Annotated in this window: 10 protein-coding genes; 6 read left to right on the forward strand and 4 right to left on the reverse strand. The window is 70.5% G+C overall.

Annotated elements, in window-relative coordinates; all coding sequences use genetic code 11:
- Positions 1 to 307 precede the first annotated feature (307 nt).
- The 4 genes from ACFTXQ_RS19025 to ACFTXQ_RS19040 all read left to right on the forward strand — a co-directional run bounded on the left by ACFTXQ_RS19025 (position 308) and on the right by ACFTXQ_RS19040 (position 4,997).
- Positions 308 to 988: a response regulator transcription factor gene (locus ACFTXQ_RS19025; protein WP_382642188.1), complete on the forward strand. Its 681-nt coding sequence runs from the start codon at positions 308 to 310 to the stop codon at positions 986 to 988.
- Positions 981 to 2,318 (forward strand): sensor histidine kinase, encoded by a 1,338-nt coding sequence (locus tag ACFTXQ_RS19030; RefSeq protein WP_382642190.1) that lies wholly within the window; start codon positions 981 to 983, stop codon positions 2,316 to 2,318. Before ACFTXQ_RS19025 ends, ACFTXQ_RS19030 begins: the two co-directional genes overlap by 8 nt.
- 79 nt (positions 2,319 to 2,397) lie before the next feature.
- Complete coding sequence (locus ACFTXQ_RS19035) at positions 2,398 to 3,603, forward strand: LCP family protein (protein WP_382642192.1); 1,206 nt, start codon at positions 2,398 to 2,400, stop codon at positions 3,601 to 3,603.
- Positions 3,591 to 4,997 (forward strand): FtsW/RodA/SpoVE family cell cycle protein, encoded by a 1,407-nt coding sequence (locus tag ACFTXQ_RS19040; RefSeq protein ID WP_382642194.1) that lies wholly within the window; start codon positions 3,591 to 3,593, stop codon positions 4,995 to 4,997. Before ACFTXQ_RS19035 ends, ACFTXQ_RS19040 begins: the two co-directional genes overlap by 13 nt.
- A 792-nt stretch (positions 4,998 to 5,789) precedes the next feature.
- On the opposite strand, the gene ACFTXQ_RS19045 is transcribed toward ACFTXQ_RS19040, so the two are convergent.
- Both ACFTXQ_RS19045 and ACFTXQ_RS19050 read right to left on the reverse strand, forming a co-directional pair.
- Positions 5,790 to 6,257, reverse strand: coding sequence for an NUDIX hydrolase (locus tag ACFTXQ_RS19045; protein ID WP_382642196.1), 468 nt, complete (start codon positions 6,255 to 6,257; stop codon positions 5,790 to 5,792).
- Positions 6,244 to 6,966, reverse strand: coding sequence for an XRE family transcriptional regulator (locus tag ACFTXQ_RS19050; RefSeq protein ID WP_382642198.1), 723 nt, complete (start codon positions 6,964 to 6,966; stop codon positions 6,244 to 6,246). Before ACFTXQ_RS19050 ends, ACFTXQ_RS19045 begins: the two co-directional genes overlap by 14 nt.
- Before the next feature lie 757 nt (positions 6,967 to 7,723).
- On the opposite strand from ACFTXQ_RS19050, the gene ACFTXQ_RS19055 reads away from it, so the two are divergent.
- Complete coding sequence (locus ACFTXQ_RS19055; RefSeq protein WP_382642200.1) at positions 7,724 to 8,902, forward strand: methyltransferase domain-containing protein; 1,179 nt, start codon at positions 7,724 to 7,726, stop codon at positions 8,900 to 8,902.
- Between the two features lie 9 nt (positions 8,903 to 8,911).
- The gene (locus tag ACFTXQ_RS19060; protein ID WP_382642201.1) at positions 8,912 to 9,169 is read left to right on the forward strand and encodes a DUF6087 family protein; all 258 of its coding nucleotides are present in this window, start codon (positions 8,912 to 8,914) and stop codon (positions 9,167 to 9,169) included.
- Between the two features lie 566 nt (positions 9,170 to 9,735).
- Here ACFTXQ_RS19060 and ACFTXQ_RS19065 read toward each other — a convergent pair.
- The gene (locus ACFTXQ_RS19065) at positions 9,736 to 10,623 is read right to left on the reverse strand and encodes a polysaccharide deacetylase family protein (RefSeq protein WP_382642203.1); all 888 of its coding nucleotides are present in this window, start codon (positions 10,621 to 10,623) and stop codon (positions 9,736 to 9,738) included.
- Positions 10,620 to 11,567 carry a polysaccharide deacetylase family protein gene (locus tag ACFTXQ_RS19070; protein WP_382642205.1) on the reverse strand — a complete coding sequence of 316 codons (948 nt, stop codon included), beginning with the start codon at positions 11,565 to 11,567 and terminating at the stop codon, positions 10,620 to 10,622. Before ACFTXQ_RS19070 ends, ACFTXQ_RS19065 begins: the two co-directional genes overlap by 4 nt.
- Positions 11,568 to 11,657: the final 90 nt, after the last annotated feature.

The following is an 11,657-nucleotide window of genomic DNA, read 5'->3' on the forward strand; positions in this document are numbered from 1 at the left end:
CCGCAGGACGAGCGCGCAACCACCCTTACGTCACGAAGAGGGCCTTGGTGCGCGAGCCGAGGAGACACCCCGGAGGGGCCCCGCGGACCGGCCCACACACCACCGCTCAACACCGGCCCCCTCAACCGCCCCGGCGGCCCGCGAGGGCGCGGCGAGCCGAGGAGACACCCCGGAGGGGCCCCGCGGACCGGCCCGCCCACCACCGCTCGGCACCGGCTCCCTCAACCGGCGCCGGGGCACGGGCACGGGTCAGACCCCCCGGGTTCGGGGCCCCGAGGCAACCCGCCCGATATGCGACGCTTGCGTCGTGCGCATACTCGTGGTCGAAGACGAACACGGCCTCGCCGAGTCCCTCCGGCGCGGCCTGTCCGCAACCGGGCACGCCGTCGACGTCGCCCACGACGGCCACCGCGGCCTGGACCTCGCCCTGGCCGGCGGCCCGTACGACGTCGTCCTGCTCGACCTGATGCTCCCCGGCGTCACCGGCCACGAGATCTGCACCCGCATGCGCGCCCACGGCGACACCACCCCCGTCCTGATGCTCACCGCCCGCGACGGCGAGTCCGACGAGGCCGAGGGCCTGGACTCCGGGGCCGACGACTACCTCACCAAGCCGTTCTCCTTCGTGGTCCTCGCCGCCCGCATCCGCGCCCTCGCCCGCCGCGCCGGCACCCCGGACCGCGGGACGCTCCGGGCCGGCGACCTCCTCCTCGACCCCCACGGCCGCCGCTGCCGGCGCGGCACCCGCGACATCGAGCTGACCGCCCGCGAGCTCGGCGTGCTCGCCTGCCTGATGGAGCGGCCCGGCCAGGCCGTGGCCAAGCAGGACATCCTCGACGAGGTCTGGGACACCCCGCACGGCATCGACCCGAACATCGTCGAGGTGTACGTCTCCTCGCTGCGCAGGAAGATCGACACCCCCTTCGGCCGCCGCTCCATCCGCACCGTCCACGGCACCGGCTACCGGATGGCCCCCGACGGTGGCTAGTTCGGTCCGGGCGCGTGCGGCGGTGGCCGCCGCCCTCGCGATGGCCGCCGTCCTGGCCGCCGGCGGGCTGTGGCTCCACACCCTGCTGCGGGCCAACCTGCTGGAGAACGCCACCGGCCGCACCGAGCTCGCCGCCCGCAAGGTCGCCGCCCGGTTCGACGGCCGGACCCCGCCGCCCGGCGGCCGGCTGCCCGCGCCCGAGGGCGGGGTGGACCTGGTCCTCGTACGGGACGCGCAGGGGCGGACCGTGGCGAGCAGCGGGGACGCCCCCGCGCCGGACCTGGCCGGGCTGCGCCCCGGGCCCGACGGCGACGCCCGCTCGGCCGTACTCCCGCCCGCGCGCCCCGGCGCGGAACGGCGCGTGCTGGTCGCGGTCGAGGCCCCCGGACCGCCGGGCGCCCGGACCGTGTACGCCATGACCGTGCTCGGCGACGTCGACGACGCGACCCGGGCGGTCGCGATCGGACTGCTGGCCGGCGCACCCCCGCTGATCGGCTTCGCCGCGGCCCTCGCCTGGTGGGTGACGGGCCACGCGCTGCGGCCGGTGACCGCGATCCGCAACGGGCTGGCGGCCGTCACCGCGAGCGAGCTGGACCGGCGGGTCCCGGACCCGGGCGGCGCGGACGAGATCGCGCAGCTGGCCCGGACCGTCAACGACACCCTGGACCGGCTGGAGCGCTCCGACGCCCGGCAGCGGCAGTTCACCGCGGACGCCTCGCACGAGCTGCGCAACCCCCTGGCGGCCGTCCGGTCCCGGCTGGAGGTGGCGCTGGCCATGGACCGCCCCGACCGGGAGTCGGTCGAGGCCGCGCTGGCCGACACCGAGCGGCTCCAGCGGATCGCGGCGGACCTGCTGCTCCTGGCCCGGCTCGACGGCGGGCCGGGGCCGCGGAGCGAGCCGGTCGACCTGGCCCTGCTGGCCGCGGAGGACGTGGCGCGCCGGGGCGGCTCCCGGGTCGCGCTACGGACGGACGCGCGGGCGCCCGTACCGGCGGCCGGGGACCCGGCGCGGCTGGAGCGGGCGCTGGCCAACCTCGTGGACAACGCCCTGCGGTACGCCCGCGAGGAGGTCGTGGTGCGGGCCGGCGCCGCGGACGGCTGGGCGCTGCTGGAGGTCGCGGACGACGGCCCGGGCATCCCGGAGGCGGACCGGGACCGGGTGTTCGAGCGGTTCGTACGACTGGACGCCCACCGCGGCCGGGCCGACGGCGGAACCGGGCTGGGCCTGGCCATCACCCGGGAGATCGCGCGGGCGCACGGGGGCGACGTACGCGCGCTGCCGGCGCCCGCCGGGGGCGCGCGGCTGGTACTGCGCATCCCGGCTCGGTGACCTCGGGGGAACCCGTCGCGGCGGCTTCCTCAGAATTCCTCAGGATTCCTTCAGCGCCTGTCCCCCACCATCGACAGGCATGAGCGCGCACCGGAGGAAGACGACGACCAGCCGCCGCCGGCGCACCCCGCGCCGGCTCGCCCGCACCCTGCTGGTCACGGCCTGCGCGCTGGCGGTGATGGCGGGCGGCGGCGCCTGGTACCTGTACCGGGACCTGGCCGCCGGCATCGGCAGCTCCAAGGCGCTGCAGGGCGCCGAGAAATCGCAGTACGGGGACGTGAACATCCTGCTCATGGGGCTGGACAGCCGTAAGGACCAGAACGGCGAGGACCTGCCGGCGGACGTCCTGGAGCAACTGCACGCCGGCACCTCGGACATCGGCGGCTACAACGCGAACACCCTGATCCTGCTGCACGTGCCCGGCGACGGCAGCCGGTCGAAGGCCTTCTCGGTGCCGCGCGACGACTTCGTCGAGATATCCGGCGGCCGGGGCAAGGACAAGATCAAGAAGGCGTACGGGCTGGCGAAGGAGGAGAGGCAGGAACAGCTCGTCGCGCAGGGGGTGAAGGACCGCCGGCGGCTGGAGCGGGAGGGGCGCGAGGCGGGGCGCAAGGCGCAGATCGATACGGTGCGCAGCTTCCTGGGGGTGCCGATCGACCACTTCGCCGAGCTGAACCTGGCCGGTTTCCGCCACCTCGCCGACGCGCTGGGCGGCGTACCGGTGTGCCTGAACAAGGCGGTGAAGGACAAGTACTCGGGCGCCGACTTCCCGGCGGGACCGCAGATCCTCAACGGCCGGCAGTCGCTCGCCTTCGTGCGGCAGCGGCACGGCCTGGACATGGGGGACCTGGACCGGACGAAGCGGCAGCAGGCCTTCCTCGCGGGCGCGACGAAGAAGCTGAACTCGGCCGGGACGTTCACCGACCCGGTGAAGCTGATCAAGCTGATCGACACGGCGAAGCAGGACGTGGTGACGGACGAGGGATGGGACCTGCTGTCGTTCGTGCGGCAGGCGAAGAACCTGTCCGGCGGCAGGGTGCAGTTCACGACACTCCCCATCGAGGGGTTCGGAAGGAACCATGGGGAGGACATCAACGTCGTAGATGATATGAAGATAAAGCGCCTCATTGCCGAGCAGATCGGGCCCAAGGCCACCGCGAGCCCGAACGCACCGGGCGCCGCTTCCGCACCGAGCCCGTCGGCCTCACCTGAGGCGTCAGCGTCACCCCCTCCCGCGTCCCCGCCCGCCCGCACGGACGGCGGCGGCATCCCGTGCGTGGACTGAAACCCCTGACGGCGGCCGGCGCGCGCCGCCGCACCGAGGCGCTGCTCCTGGTCTTCGTCGTCGCCATCGCCGTCTTCGGCCACACCTGCGCCGGCCTCGCCATGAACGGCGAGCTGCCGCCCAACCTCACCGGCTTCACCATCAGCCTGTCGCTGCTCTCGCTGGTGGGACACCTCGGCATCCGCCGGTTCGCGGCGTACGCGGATCCGCTGATCTTCCCGCTCGCCATGCTGCTCACCGGGCTCGGACTGGTACTGATCCACCGGCTCGACCAGGGGTACATCGAGCGGTACAACTCCGACGCGAACGCGCCCGGCCAGCTGATGTGGACGGTGGTCGGGGTCGCCGCCTGCATCCTGGTCGTGGCGCTGCTGCGCGACCACCGGCTGCTGCAGCGCTTCATCTACATCACGATGGCCGTCGCGCTGGTGCTGCTGATCGCTCCGGCGTTCTTCGGCGCGGACACGTACGGCGCCAAGCGCTGGATCATCCTCTTCGGCTTCTCGCTGCAGCCCGGCGAGTTCGTGAAGATCATGATCGCGATCTTCTTCGCGGGCTACCTGGTCATCCACCGGGACTCGCTGGCCCTGACGGGCCGGCGGTTCCTCGGCATGCGGCTGCCGCCGATGCGTCAGCTCGGTCCGATCATCACCGTGTGGATCGTCTCGATGCTGGTGCTCGTCTTCGAGCGCGACCTCGGCACCTCGCTGATCTTCTTCGGCGTCTTCGTGGTGATGCTCTACGTGGCCACCGAGCGCACCAGCTGGATCGTGTGCGGCCTGTTCATGGCGGCGGTGGGCGCCTTCGCGGTGGGCTCGACGGAACCGCACGTCAAGGCTCGCGTTGCGGCATGGCTGGAGCCCCTGTCCTACTACTGGGAGAACCGGCCGGCGGGGGTCACCTCGGACCAGTCGGCGCAGGCCCTGTTCAGCTTCGGCACGGGCGGGCTGTCCGGGACGGGGCTGGGGATGGGCCACCCCGAGCTGATCAAGTTCGCGGGCCGCAGCGACTTCATCCTCACGACGGTCGGCGAGGAACTGGGCCTGGCCGGGGTCATGGCCGTCCTCATCCTCTACGCACTCCTCGTGCAGCGGGGCCTGCGCATGGCACTCGGCGCCCGCGACCCCTTCGGCAAACTCCTGGCGGTGGGCCTGGCCTCGGCCCTGGCCCTCCAGGTCTTCGTGGTCGCGGGCGGCGTCACGGGCCTCATCCCCCTGACGGGCAAGGCCCTCCCCTTCCTGGCCAAGGGCGGCTCGTCCCTCCTGGCCAACTGGATCATGATCGCCCTCCTCCTCCGCATCAGCGACAGCGCGGAACGCCAACGCGAGGCGGACACGAGGGGCCCGGCGGAAACGACCATCACGCCGGTGGCGGTGGGGGCGGGGGCGGGGTAGGGGCTCCGCCGGGACGGGGCGGGCGGGGGCTTCGAGACGCTTCGCCCGGGCGGGGTTTCTGCCCCCCTCTCACCACCACCGCGGTGCGGCGGCTGCCCACCCGCCACCTCGGCGCCGAGACCGAAACTCGGTAATCCGGCGAGCGGGGTCGGCCACATCGGCATTTCCCTCAGGCAACTCGGCCGGCCGGGGCGGGGGCTTCGGGACGCTTCGCCCGGACGGGGCCTCCCCCCTCTCACCACCACCGCGCACCGGGGCTTCGGGGTTCGGAGCCCCGGAAGGCGGCATCAGGGAAGGTTTGGGGGTTTCCCGTCAGTCTCATCGTCCTTCCGCGTCGGCCCGGCCTGTCAAGGGCGCTCCTCCTTCGTCGTCGCGTCGCTTCGCGATGGCCTACGGCCACCCTTGACAGACCGACCCGCCACGGAAAAACGAAGACCGACGGGACCCCCCCAAAAGAACGGTCCACGGGTCAGAGACACAGGCCCGGGCGAGCCAGGGATGCGCGAGCCCGCTTCCCCAGTCCGGCCAATGCCGACTACCAAAGGCATAGGCGGGCACCGTCCGAGCCGGGCGCAGCCCAACCTGCACCAAACAGCGGCGAGGGCCTCATCGGGAGCCTTGAGCGCGTCAAATCGCTACGCACTCCTCGTTGACGGCGTCCGGCGGCCGTCCGTGGCTGGACATAAGCCGCCCAAGATCGCTGCGTGCCCCTTCACAGCTCAGCGTCTCCCGGCCGTCTGGAGCTGGTCACAGGGCTCCCGCTGGCGGCGACCGGGGCGGCACGGCCTGAGGTCAACGCACGACGGGGCCCTTTCCGGCTCGCCAATCGTTGATTCGTTTGCGGATGCTGGGCACCATCTGTAGATCTTCAGTGGCCTCCGGGGCGAACCAGGCGACCTCAAATGACTCGTCAGACGTACGGAGCCTGCCACCAGTGGGGCGGGCGAGGAGACAGATCGAGAATTCCTGCCGGACCTCGCCGTCGTCGTAGGCGAAGACGTGTCCGGGGTTGGTGTATGTCCCGACGATCCCGGTGATCTCAACCGCTATTCCGGTCTCTTCGAGGGTCTCCCGGACCGCGCAGTCCCCGATGGACTCCCCAAGCTCCATCTTGCCGCCGGGCAGAGCCCACATGCCATTGTCCGTGCGTCGTTGCAACAGCACCCGGCCGTCGTCATCGACGACGACTGCCGAAGCCGCCGGCACCAAGCTGTTCGCTTTCGGCGCGTTGGGATCGTCCTCGAAGTCACGCCTGGGCATCCTGCCTCGCCTCCCGGATGTCGCGTCCCCGGCTCCACAGCTCTTCGACGTGAGCTGCGAAACGGTCGAACATTCCGTCTGTCTGCCTGCGTCGGATGTGCATCATCGGTGAATCGTGGCCGACTCTGCGGGCCAGAATGGGGGTGACGATCATCTCGTCGTCGAACCGGAAGACGGAGAGGTTGACGTGACCGGTCTCGAACCGGCCTTCGATGGCGCTGACGTCACGCAGCTTCTCGAGCTCATTCAGCGTCACGGCGATACGGGTGGAAAGCGTCAGCGGTACGCCCTCCTCAGCCTCTCGCGCTGCGGTGACCGGGCTGTTCGGATCGCCGATCAGGAAGCGCACCCGGCATCCGCCCTGAGCCTTGCGGCGTAGGGCACTGGCCAGGTTCGCCTGCTCCAGCCACAAGAAGTAGTTGGTGTACCCGGCGAATACCAGCTCTCGCTGCGCCTTCGTCACCAGGGACTTCCACAGACTGGCTGGTGCTGCGGAGCGATAGGGGAAGACCTGGACTATCTCCTTGTCCGGCCCGGTGGTGAGTGCCGACCGGACGGCGTTGGGCCACAAGGCTGCCTCCTCCTCACCTAATACCTCACAGGCAGCCCATCGGTGGCGAGCATGCGGAATCCGGTTCGGCTCAGTGATCCATCGACCGACCGTCTTCGCATCGACCCCACAAGCTTCTGCGAGCTGCGCTTCAGTCATCTTGGCATTCACCATCGCTCGCCGGAGCGCGTGATTCACAGTTCGCCTCCGCTGAACCGTTGGGGACGGAACGAACGGTAGTGGTGAAGCGTCCCAAACGTCCCGTGAACGCGGTGGCAACGCTCCGACGAGGGACGGAACATCAGGGCATGCCCGGTCCGCGGCACCGAACGATGCGTGGGACGCAACTGCGAAAGGGAGGCAGGGCATGCGCAACCGGATGCCGATGCTTGGCGTTTCGTCCGGGAGGCACCTTTGATCCGGGACCTGGGCGACGAGGAACCACGTGCCCCGAACTCTCGCCCACGCTGAGCACGGCCTCGCCATGTTCCTCGCACGGTGGGAGGAACATGGGGCGGCGACTCATGGGCGCGTTACCGACGTCACCGCGGGGGACTGGTGCTGGCACCTCCTACGGCCCCGCGAACAGTCTGAAGAGATCGCGCCGGCCACGTCGTACAGGTGGGCTCGGCGTGGCACGGCATCGACGCGGCGCAGGCGATCACCTGAGATTGTCCCGCGGCAGGGAGTCGACGGCTCCCCGGCGTAAGCCCCTGGCTGCGGGGCGCAGCGACCCGGCTCGGCAACCGCCCCCGCCGGCTACGGCACCACCCGAGAGGAACACCACCATGGCCAAGCACTCTCCGCCCCCGCCCCCGCCGTCCAACCCGCCGCCCCCGCCCGGTCAGCCCGCCCCGCCACCGCCACCGCCGAACCCGGACACCAGCACGCCACCCGGCGGCGGGACACACCGCAAGTGACCACCGCCGCCCACCAGGGGCGCCCCAGCCGTACCGAGCTGGGGCGCTGCCTCCGGTCTGCCGGCGCCCTCTCCTCTGACTGGGCCCCCTCGTTCGCCGCGGTCGACCGCGCCGCATTTCTCCCTGATGTGATCTGGCCGTTCGTCCCCGACAGCGATGGCGCTTCCCGCACCATCACCGTCGACCGCCACACCGACCCTGCCGCCTGGCACCGCTACGCCGACTCCGACCTTTCGATCGTCACGCAATGGGATGACGGCGCCCACGAAGGCAAGACGCCCGGCACCGTGCCAACCTCGTCCAGCTCTCAACCCTCAGTTGTATACAGGCTTCTCGCTGCCCTCGACGCCGAGGCGGGAATGAGGGTGTTCGATGCGGGCACCGGCACCGGCGAGACCGCCGGGCTCCTCACCCACCGATGCGGGCCAAGAACCGTGACCAGCATGGACGTCGACGCCGCCGTGACCGCGGGTGCCCGGCAGCGTCTGACCGCCCTCGGCTTTCCCGCCAACGTCATAGCAGGCGACGCTCTAGCCGGTCACCGCGACGGAGGCCCGTACGATCGCATCCTGTGCACGTTCGGGCTGCGCACCGTTCCCGGCGCGTGGCTGTCCCAGGTACGGCCCGGCGGGATGATCGTCGCACCATACGGGACGCACTACTCCAACCGTGACGCCTTACTCCGCCTCACCGTGCATGCCGACGGCACCGCGAGCGGACCGTTCACTGCCGGGGTGGAGTTCATGAAGGCGCGGACGCAGCGAACCACATGGCCCAACCACACCGACTACGTCACCGAGTGGCCCGGGCCCACCAGCACCCCCATCCAACCCGACCAGCTCGCCGACACCGATGCCGCCCACGCCATCGGTCTCGCCATCCCGGATGTCACCCACACCCTGTACCGCACAGCCGACGGCAACCAGGCCGGATGGTGGTACTCCCTCACCGACCGGTCATGGGCGTACGTGCGATGGCCTGAGCAGCACGGACCGGGCATCGTCCACCAGCACGGTCCGCGCCACTTGTGGGACGGCATCGAGTCCGCACACGCCTGGTGGGAGCATGCCGGCCGCCCGGCTCTCATGCGGTTCGGCCTCACCATCACCCCCGACGGTGCTACACCATGGGTGGACGCCCCTGGCAACGTCGTGCCGGGAGCGGGCTGGCGGTAAGGAGAGACCGTGGACAGCAGCGATAACCCTGAGGCACCTCGCCGTAACAGCCTTGAGGCATGGGCAGCCCGCCGGGAGCGGCGCCAGCAGACCGACCACTGGCTCACCGGCACCCGCCGCGCCGTGCCTCTCGCCCCGGGGGCCCGCGCTTCTCACGTGGCACCCGACGCCCCACGTCTGCTACTCGAACGAGACACCGACGGCCGGTGGTCGCCGGTCGGCGTCGCCGCCGACCACGCCGAGGCTGCCGAGTTCCTCAAGGGCTGAACGATTGAAGAACAAGCTCAGCCCATGCCGGGCTGATCGCCGCCGGGTCACCTCAGCCGCGGGGCGACCCGGTAGACCCATGTCCAGCTCCGGGCGGCCGCCGGACGCCGTCAACGAGGAGCGCGTAGCGGTTTGACGCGCTCAAGGCTCCCGATGGGCTTCTCGCCGCTGTTTGGTGCAGGTAGAGCCGCCCCCGGCCCGGACTACGCCTGCTTATGCCTGGATGGGTGCCTGGCTGCCCTGGACCCGGCGCTGCCCGGCATGGCTTGGGGGCATTGGCCGGACTGAGGGAGCGGGGATTGGGTTCCTGGCGCTCCCCGGGTGGATGCGTCTGACCCGGCCCGTTCCTTTGGGGGCTTCCCGGCAGTCTTCGTTTTTCCGTGGCGGGCCGGTCTGTCAAGGGTGGCCGTAGGCCATCGCGAAGCGACGCGACGACGAAGGAGGAGCGCCCTTGACAGGCCGGGCCGGCGCGGAAGGACGATGGGACTGACGGGAAACCCCCAAACCTTCTCTGATGCCCTCCGCTCGGCTACCGGCCCCCAAGCCCCCGATGCGGCCCCGCCCGGCTACAGGTAGTCCTCCAGCCGCCCGATCCGGTAGCCCTGTTCCTGGATGCGCTGGAGCATGCGGGTCGTCATCTGGGTTTCCGTCGAGCCCTTGAGTTCGGACGGGCCGCGGAAGTGGGCCAGGATGATGTCGCCCGGTTTGAGGGCGGAGCCCTCGGCGTACTGGAAGTTGTTGATCTGCATCGACGCCCGCCAGAGGACCAGGGACGAGACTCCGCACTCCGAGGCTGCCCGGAGGGTGTCTTCGTTGTAGTTGCCGAAGGGCGGGCGGAAGAGCGTCGGGCGTTGGCCGAAGCGCTGTTGCAGGCGGTCCTGCTGGCCGCATATCTCCTTCTTCTGCGCCGCGAAGGGCAGCGTCCGGAGGTTCGGGTGCGTCAGCGTGTGGTTGTTTATCGTGCTCGACGAGCCGTTGTCGCGGAGCTTCTCGAAGTGGCCGTAGTCCGAGGAAGCCACGTTGTCCGTCAGGAACATGCTGATCGGCAGCTTGAGGTCGGCCGCCATCTTCAGGAACTCGGGGTCCTTCTCGGCGCCGTCGTCGAAGGTCAGGAAGACTGTTTTCTCCCCGTCCGGGACGGGTATTCGGTCGACGACCGGGACCTTGCCCGGGCCGGCCTTCGGGATCTGCGGCTTCTGGGCGGGCTTCGGCGCGTACGCGACGGGGGCCGTCAGGCCCCACTTCTTGTACGCCTCGTCCGAGGCGTTCCCCGCCGCGTTCCCCGCCGACGGGCTGGGCGACGGAGTCGCCGACGCCTCCGCCGTCCCGGCCCCCTGCGTCGTCTTGCGCCCCAGCCTCTCGATGGGGTCCACGCTGTCCCCACACCCCGTCAGGGACAGCGCGAGCGCGCCGGCCGCCAGCGTTCCGGCTACCAACCGGCGCGCGTGCTTCACAGATAGTCCTCCAAGCGAGCCACGGCGTATCCCTTGTCCGTGACGGTCTTCATGACATGACGGATCATGTCAGGCATCGTGCCCTTCCAGTCCTCCTTGCCCCGGAAGTGCGTGAGGATGATGTCACCGGGGTGCAGGTCGCGGTCCCATTCGCGGTAGTCCATCCGGTTCGTGAACGCCTCCGCGTTCCACAGCGGTACCGCCTTGATCCCGCAGGACTTCGCCGCCTTGAGGGTGTCCTGGTTGTAGTTCCCGTACGGCGGCCGGAAGAGCGTCGGCCGCTTGCCGAACTGCTTCTGGATCGTGTCCTGCTGACCGCAGATCTCCTCGCGCTGCTTCTCGTACGAGAGCGCCGGCATGTAGCGGTGGTTGAGCGTGTGGTTGTTCAGGGTGACGCCCGCGTCCTGCATCTTCTTGAAGTACGGGTAGTCGTCCCGCACCAGGTAGTCGCTGAGGAAGGCCGTGTACGGGATCTTCAGCTCCTGCATCATCCTGAGGAACTCGGGGTCCTTCTCCGCGCCGTCGTCGATCGTGAGGAAGACGACCTTGTCCTCGGTCGGGACGGTGGTGAAGACCGGCGGGTACTCCTCCTGGTCCTCGACCTCGAAGCCGTCCCGCGTGGTGATCTCGGGCTTCGTCTTCGGCGCGGCCGGGGCGGTCAGCGGCACCTTGCGCAGGCCCCACTTCTTCGCCGCCGCGACGCGCGCCTGCTGGGCGGCCTTCGCCTTCTCGGCGGCGCTGAGGGCGCCGGCCGCGCCCGCCTCGGCACCCTTGGCGGCCTTCGCCTTCTCGGCCTTGTCCGGTGCCCCGGATCCCCCGGAGCAGGCCGTGCCGAGGGCAGCCACCAGCAGGGCGGCCACGGCCACCCCGAACCGGCCGCGCGGACCCGCCGCGTACCGGTGACCCAATTGCGTCTTATCTTCCTTTTGTCGTACTAGCTGCATAGCTGCGCATCCTGGCACCCGACACACGGGCTTCCCGGAAGACACCGCGAGCGGAATTCCACCTTCCTTCGACTGGCCCACACCGTTTGA

It is taken from the genome of Streptomyces sp. NPDC057010 (genome assembly GCF_042673805.1).
Lineage (GTDB): Bacteria > Actinomycetota > Actinomycetes > Streptomycetales > Streptomycetaceae > Streptomyces.